This window comes from Bradyrhizobium sp. WYCCWR15520, from assembly GCF_056174665.1.
On sequence record NZ_JBWBWM010000104.1, the window covers coordinates 1 to 7,092 of the forward strand.

Sequence of the window (7,092 nt, forward strand, 5' to 3'; positions counted from 1 at the left end):
AGACGGTGGCCATCAGTTCGTCGGTGTCGGGCACAATGCCCCTGACTTCCCGCACGACCATTGATGGCTGGCACAATCCCGCCTACGCCGCTGGCTACCTCTACAATGAAGTGAAGCCGCGTCTCGCGATGGCAACTCACGTGTCCTATGACGAATACGTAATGCCCGAACTCGTGGCAGAAGTGCGCCACCATTGGAAGGGGCCATTCCAGTTTGGCGCGCCGGACATGGTAGTGGTGAACATGACCAAGGACAAAATCTGGGTGCGGGATGGCGTAGTGCCAAAGTATCCGAACATGGCGCCGCCCCAGTTTGATGTCTCGACATCAGGCGGATTGATCATGCCGCTGCCGCCAACAACGCGTCGCGACGTACAGTCACAATCCATTCGAGATGCGGAAATCCCCCCGCAGAAATACTACCCGGACGGTTATCATCCTCAGTTGATGCCCTGGTGGCCATCTGACAAGCCGATCTTCCTTCCCGAGGCTCTTGTGCCAGATCAGATGAAGAAAAAAACGAAGTAAGCATGCAGGTAATCGGTGGCGATCGTCCCTCCCAAGAGATCAAGCGATATTGTGTCGATCCGATCTTGCGCACCCATTGATCTGTAATAGCAAAACATCCTGCGGGATGAGTCCGTTAATGGCAGATTTTGTTGCAAAAGTCAGTTGAGACAGGTCGCGAAGCGTGATTCCGTTGTGTTGACGCGATTCTCGGTGAGGTCGATCCATGATGGGCCGTCTGAAGAGTGACCAAGGTCAACTGTTCTACGAGTTTCGTCTTGGCGATGCAGTCCCCGAAGATCATCTGGTGCGGAAGATCGACACTGCTCTCGATCTGTCCTGGCTCCGCAGCGAACTTGCACCCCATTATTCGTCGATGGGCCGCCCGTCGATCGATCCGGAACTGATGATCCGGATGCTGGTCGTAGGTTATGTCTTTGCGATCCGCTCGGAGCGATTGATCTGCCGTGAAGTGCAGGTGAACCTAGCCTATCGTTGGTTCTGCAAGCTCGGTATCGAGGATGCTGTCCCGGATCATTCGGCGTTCTCGCGCGCCCGCAACGAGCGCTTCCGCGATGGAGATGTTTTTCGCCGGGTGTTCGAGCGGGTCGTCGAGGCGTGCATCGTGGCCGGTCTGGTTGGCGGTGAAGGCTTTGCCGTCGATGCCAGCCTGATTGCGGCCGATGCCAACAAGCAGCGCTCGATCGCTGGTCAGGATTGGCGCAAGGATCGCGATCCGACAAGGTCAAGCCGCGCTGTGAAGGAGTATCTGGCGACCCTTGACGATACGGCGTGGGGCGCCGCCAGCGAGGTTGTCCCGAAGTTCGTCTCGCCATCTGATCCTGCAGCGCAGTGGACCGGGGCTCACAAGGGGCCAGCATTCTTTGCTTATTCCGACAACTATCTCATCGATGTGAAGTTCGGCGTCATCGTTGACGTCGAGGCCTCTCGCTCCATTCGGCAGGCCGAAGTCGGTGCGGCAAAGACCATGATCGAGCGGACAGAGGAGCGCTTCGGCCTCAAGCCAGAGCGGCTTGTCGGGGATACGGCTTACGGTGCGGCTCCGATGCTGAACTGGCTGGTCGAGGAGAAGGGCATCGCGCCACACATCCCCGTGTTCGACAAATCGAAGCGGGACGATGGCACCTTCTCGCGTGGTGACTTTCGATATGACCCGACGAGCGACGTTTATCACTGCCCTGCGGGTAAGACCCTGACTACAACCGGGACATTGGTGAATGACGGAACCACGCTGCTCTATCTGGCGAGGAAGCATGATTGCGACGGCTGCGAACTCAAATCGCTATGCTGTCCGAAGGTTCCGTTTCGCAAGATTCCGCGCGACATCTATGAACACGCCCGAGACGTTGCCCGGTCTCTCGCGGACACCGAAGCCTTCGAGCAATCACGGCGTGAGCGCAAAAAGATCGAGATGCGGTTCGCCCACTTGAAGCGTATCCTGAGGCTTGGTCGGCTTCGATTGCGCGGGCCTCAAGGTGCTCAGGATGAATTTGTTCTGGCCGCAATAGCTCAGAATCTCCGACGGTTCGCTTCGCTGGTCGCTCGACCACCACCTACTACGGCTCTGTGTGCCGCGTAGCGTTGGAGTTGCGTAAACCGCGTAACGGCCGGCAGATCAAAGCCGGTCGTCCTAAGCCGAATGCTGACGGTCATCCATCGGCCGTGGCCGACTTTTGCAACAAAATCTGCCAGAAGCGGAAGTGGGCAAGCTTTATTCACTCGCTTCGTCGGCTTGCGCGACCATCGTCCCAATCACCCGCCACGATCGCCTGATAGTCGCTCGGCTGATAGGGCGCGAACAGTTCCTTCAGCGGTGCAAAGATGCCGCGCTTGCGCAGGGGGTTGGCGCCGAAGTCGCGGAGAAGCTCATCGTGGTAATACAGCATGTGCAATTGAAGACGGGCGCCGCGGGCGGCGCTGAAGGGCATCCACCCTCGCTTCCAGACCCTCAGTTGCGCGATCTCCGCCAACATGGCTTCCCGGCCAGGAAGGCCAAAGCGCCCAGCGATCAGCTCAGCCAACCAGCGCGCTTGCAGGCAATAGGTTAGAATGTTGAGAAAGGTCGACGTGCGACCGATGAAAATCAGGTTCGGCAGGTCGGGATGCAGCATGTGACGGTAGAGATAGAAGCCGTCCGCGTCCGTACCGAGGGTTTCCCGTGCTTCGTTGGAAAGAAAACTGTAATCGCTGTTCCAGCCGGTACCGAGGACCACGCAGTTAACCCTGAGCGTGTCGCCATCTCGCAGGGCGATGCCATCGCGGGTAAAGGCAGCGATCTCGGTGCGGTGCGCCACAATACGGCCCTGGCGGATCAGCCTGTACAGCTCGGGGCGGGGCAACATGGTGGCTTCGCCAAAACAGTCTACGTCCACGGGCTTTAGTGGCACCAGGTTCTTACCGTTCGCGATCCTGGTCCCGAGACCCCACTGGATAAAGAGAAGGCATTCCACGAGCCGCCAAAAGCTCCACACGAGCGGCTTACCCAGACCATGCAGCCAACGCACCACCGGTGTCGGACGCAGGTAGGGCGGGGCCAGTGCACCGGTGAATCGGCTCAGCATGCCCCATTTGAAAGGCAGGATTCCGGCGAGGTTGCGCGGCACCGGCCAGTGCGGTTCGCGAAGAACAATGTGAACGTCGTCGGCCACTGCCGCCGCTTCCAAAGCTGCATCCGTGGCGCTCTTGCCGTAGCCGAGCACGGCTACGCGTTTGCTGTCGAGCGGCGCGCGGGTCTTCACCTGCGAGATATGCAGGACCTCGCCCTCGAATTCCTGCTGACCGGGGATATCGGGCAAGTTGGGAACATTGGAATAGAGACCGGTTGCAATCACCACGAGATCGAAGTCTTCGTGATGCAGCCCACCACTCTCCTCTATGGAGACGGTCCAGCCCGGCGTACCGTCGGATCGTGGGGTCAGCGCCATCACCTGTGCCCCGAGGCGAATGTGCGAGCGGATCTGGAATCGATCGGCATAGTCCTCCAGGTATTTTTGGAAGATGGGACCCGGCGTGAAATTTGGAGTGCCCTCGGGCAGCGGCCAGTCCGGGAATTGGTAGAGCTCCTTTTGGACCTGGACACCAAAGTTCGAATAACCGTCCGCCCAGACCCCGCCCAACCGTTCGGCGCGTTCGAAGATGGTGCAGTCGAGCCCTTCAGCCTGAAGGGTCTTCGCGGTGGCGAGTCCGGCAACTCCCGCCCCGATGATTCCAACGTGCTGTACGCCCCTCAGGTCCACGTGCTGGTGTCCTACTCCTGGCTCGGTGTCCGCTGACGAGCCGGCCGTGGTCTATCGCGCCGTGCGCCGCCCTGGGACCAATCGAGCAACCAGGTAGGCGATCGAACCAAGGACCCAGAGGGCAAGGACCCAGGCCCCAAAGAGAGTCCAGAGGGCGAAGGCCCAAAGACCATAATAGAGTCCGATGGCTCTGCCGCCTGTCGTACCGTTGGCCAAAGCGCACACTGCCTGCTGTCGGTAAAGGTAGATGCCGTGCAGCATCCCCAGGATGGCACCAAAGGCGCTTCCAAGCCAAAGGAAGTAGTCCATGCCAAGTCCCTATGCCGAGGGCCTTCGACTACAGTCGACGCCGAAAGATTAGTCCGATGTTCTCGATGAGTCCATCTGACTGCCGGAGCGCGCAGATGTTCCGACCGTGTTGGTCTGCGACTTCTGTTCCGGGTCTTGGCCGTGTAAAAACGGTTTCGGAGATAAGCTATCCAGAGGGCCGGAACGGGTGTGTTTCAGGCCACGATCGCAGCGATCAGTGGCCTGATTCCAATGATATTCATCGCGCGTGTCAGATTATAGGCCAGAACCGAGAGTGCCATCTCGGCGGCTACTTTCGGAAGCGTTTTGGTCAGGAAGTGCGTCGCCCCCATGCGGGCCTTCATCGTGCCGAACGGATGCTCGACTGTCTCTCGGCGCTGGCGCATGGCTTGTGGATTTGCATCAAGGCGCTGCTGCACAGCTTCGAGCAGATGCTCATGCTCCCATCGCGGAATCCGCCGCTCTGGCCCCGTCGTGCACTGGGATTTGAGCGAGCAGTTCTGACAGGCTGTGGTCCAGTAGCGCCTAATCCGCTTACCATCTTCCTCGCCCGTAAAGCGATATAGCAGCCGCTCGCCAGCGGGACAGCGATAGGCGTCCTCCTCCGGTAAATAGATGAAGTCCTGCTTGCCGAAGCGCCCATCTGACTTGGCACCCGACGTCTGCGGCTTGGGCAGAGTTACCGTGATGCCGGCCTCGTGGCAGGCGAGGATCTCCAGGCTACTGAAGTAACCGCGGTCGGCAACGGCCTCGAGCGTCTCAGTCTTTAGAACAGCCTTGGCCTGTTGGGCGATATTGGCAAGTTGTGCCCGATCTGAGCCGCTGTTCGTCACCTCGTGCGTCACAATCAGATGATGCTCGGTATCGACGGCGACCTGCACGTTGTAGCCGACAACGCCGGAACCGCGACCGCTCGTCGCCATCGAACGGCTGTCGGGATCGGTCAGGGAGATCTGCTGATCGGGCGAAGCAAGCATCTGCTTCTCGTAGACAGCTAGCTTGCCCATTTCCTCCTTCAGCTTTGTCAGCTTCTCGTTGAGCTTTGCCACCTTTGCCGCCAACGCCTCGGTCGGTTCCTGTCGGTCGGCCGTGTCAAGTTGGCTCAGATAGCGCGCCACGCTCTCCTCCAGCTGAGCGCGCCGCCTCTCCACCTTCGCCCGTGTGAAGTTCCTGTCCCGGTTGTTCACGGCTTTGAACTTGCTGCCATCGATAGCGACGCTCGCCGTCGTGAGAAGGCCGATCTCACGGCAGAGTTCGACGAAGCGCGCGCATACCTTGCGTAGCGCCAGGCCATTGTCTTTGCGGAAGTCCGCGATCGTCTTGTGATCAGGAGCGAGCCGACCCAATAGCCACATGACCTCGACATTGCGCCCGGCCTCGCGCTCCAGCCGCCGGCTCGACTGCACTCGGTTCAGATAGCCCTAGATGTACAGCTTCAGCAGAACCGAGGGATGGTACGACGGCCGACCCGTCGCCGCCGCGCCATTCCTTCGAAGCTCATCTCGGCCAAATCGAGCGTGTCGACAAACACGTCGATCACGCGAACAGGGTTGCTCTCGTCAGCGAGGCCAATGACAATCAGCGCGATACCTAGAGCATCCATTTTTCGACGCCAAAACGGCTACTAATGAAATGCGAATAAGTTCAAACGAATGGGTCCGGCCAGTCGGTTCGAAATCCGACCGAGAGACGCTTTTGCGCTCGCACTGTGGGAATTGGGACACTATCGGCGGCGCCGCGGCGTGCCCCCGATGCAACGCGAGCGACCAGGAAAAGGCGCCGACATCAGGCCGGATCGGCAGAGCGTGGAGTCGCAATTCCCGGCGCTGGTGACTATGTGAGGGTATGGAGAAGCCGAGAATTAGAGCGCTCCGGCAAGCTCGGCTGTACGGATACCTTATCGACCGAACTGACAGGCTCTACTACCCCGGCGGCAGTCATCCTGTTTGTAGCGTGCAGACTGCGCAGGAGATGGTCAGAGCTGGGTGGCTGGTACGCCGCCCAGATGGCAGATACGAGATTACACCCGCTGGACTGCGCGTGCTGGAACTAGAGCACCCAGCGGCTTGATAAGCCCAGATAGCTGCGAGACGGAGTCTGCTTAGCCCTGACGACCTTCAATCGCCGCCGCCACGCGTCGGCGCACGCCGCATCTACGGGCGTCGCGGCGAAGGTCCGCGACGCCCTGCGACGGCAACCTGATGATGCACGTATTGCGCTCGCGGTGCTTCTGCTCTGTCATATCGCGATGAGCATCTTCACAAGCGAGATGGCACCGAGCACCGCGAGGCCGATGAGCCGAGTGCGATAGCCAGGAAGAGCGCCGCGACGATGAGTGGATGCGCGTTCGCGAATTGTGCGGCGGCCGAGAGCGCGCGGGTCAACGATCTGATAGCGATGATCATCAGGCCTATGGCTCTCGATCCTGGTCGGCGTCGACCGTCACCGCGGCCCGCAGAACGGTTGGTGTCGGAGATAGGAGAGATAGGACCAAGAAAATCGATGTCCGCCGACTAAGAGTTGTAATCATAGCATGCTCCGTCGTTGCCGCGCTTGTCTGCAAGCAACCCCGTAGCAGCATCCTAAAAACAGTCGGCGTGCGGGTACTCGGTCTTGGGTCCTGGCAACACGGACGGAGTCGTTGCTTCAGAGCATAGACGGATTGACGAAACCTCGGCGTGTCGAGGGAGGTAGCCGATATGTGGCAGGCGCTCGGCTCAATCGCCGGCGGCACCTGAAGCTACTTTTGCCAACTATTGCCTGCAGAGCGGCTCGCGTTGTGCAAGCGGTCGGATGTCCGGGGTGGGTCAATCGCGTCACTTTGACCGTTGGCCGTCTACTTCCGGTCCTCCCTTGGAAGCGGACATCGTCAGGGTCGGTCGCCATGTCTCAAAGGGGCCGATTGTGTTGAAAAAGGCGGCTGTTGCGACGCAGAGATATCAGTGATTCAGTCTGTCTAATTGGCAGGACTGAAGGTCATGATGGGGCATCGGCAAATCGAACAAGCTGCGTTGTTCTAT

At 59.5% G+C, this 7,092-nt stretch carries 2 protein-coding genes and 2 pseudogenes; 2 read left to right on the top strand and 2 right to left on the bottom strand.

What is annotated here, in order from left to right:
- Nucleotides 1-527, top strand: a pseudogene (locus AC0QUY_RS41935) (hypothetical protein); the annotation flags it as partial.
- 205 nt (nt 528-732) lie between these two features.
- A complete protein-coding gene (locus AC0QUY_RS41940) occupies nt 733-2,106 on the top strand; it encodes a transposase (protein ID WP_475391659.1) in 1,374 nt (457 codons plus the stop codon).
- 136 nt (nt 2,107-2,242) lie between these two features.
- Here AC0QUY_RS41940 and AC0QUY_RS41945 read toward each other — a convergent pair whose 3' ends face one another.
- Together AC0QUY_RS41945 and AC0QUY_RS41950 are read right to left on the bottom strand one after the other, a co-directional pair.
- Nucleotides 2,243-3,763 carry a flavin-containing monooxygenase gene (locus tag AC0QUY_RS41945; RefSeq protein WP_475391661.1) on the bottom strand — a complete coding sequence of 507 codons (1,521 nt, stop codon included), beginning with the start codon at nt 3,761-3,763 and terminating at the stop codon, nt 2,243-2,245.
- 503 nt (nt 3,764-4,266) lie between these two features.
- Nucleotides 4,267-5,675: pseudogene (locus tag AC0QUY_RS41950) on the bottom strand (IS1182 family transposase).
- Between the last annotated feature and the right edge of the window lie 1,417 nt (nt 5,676-7,092).

Bases quoted from the DNA above. Each gene is read 5' to 3' on its own strand.
- AC0QUY_RS41940 (WP_475391659.1), top strand. From the start codon at position 733: ATGATGGGCCGTCTGAAGAGTGACCAAGGTCAACTGTTCTACGAGTTT.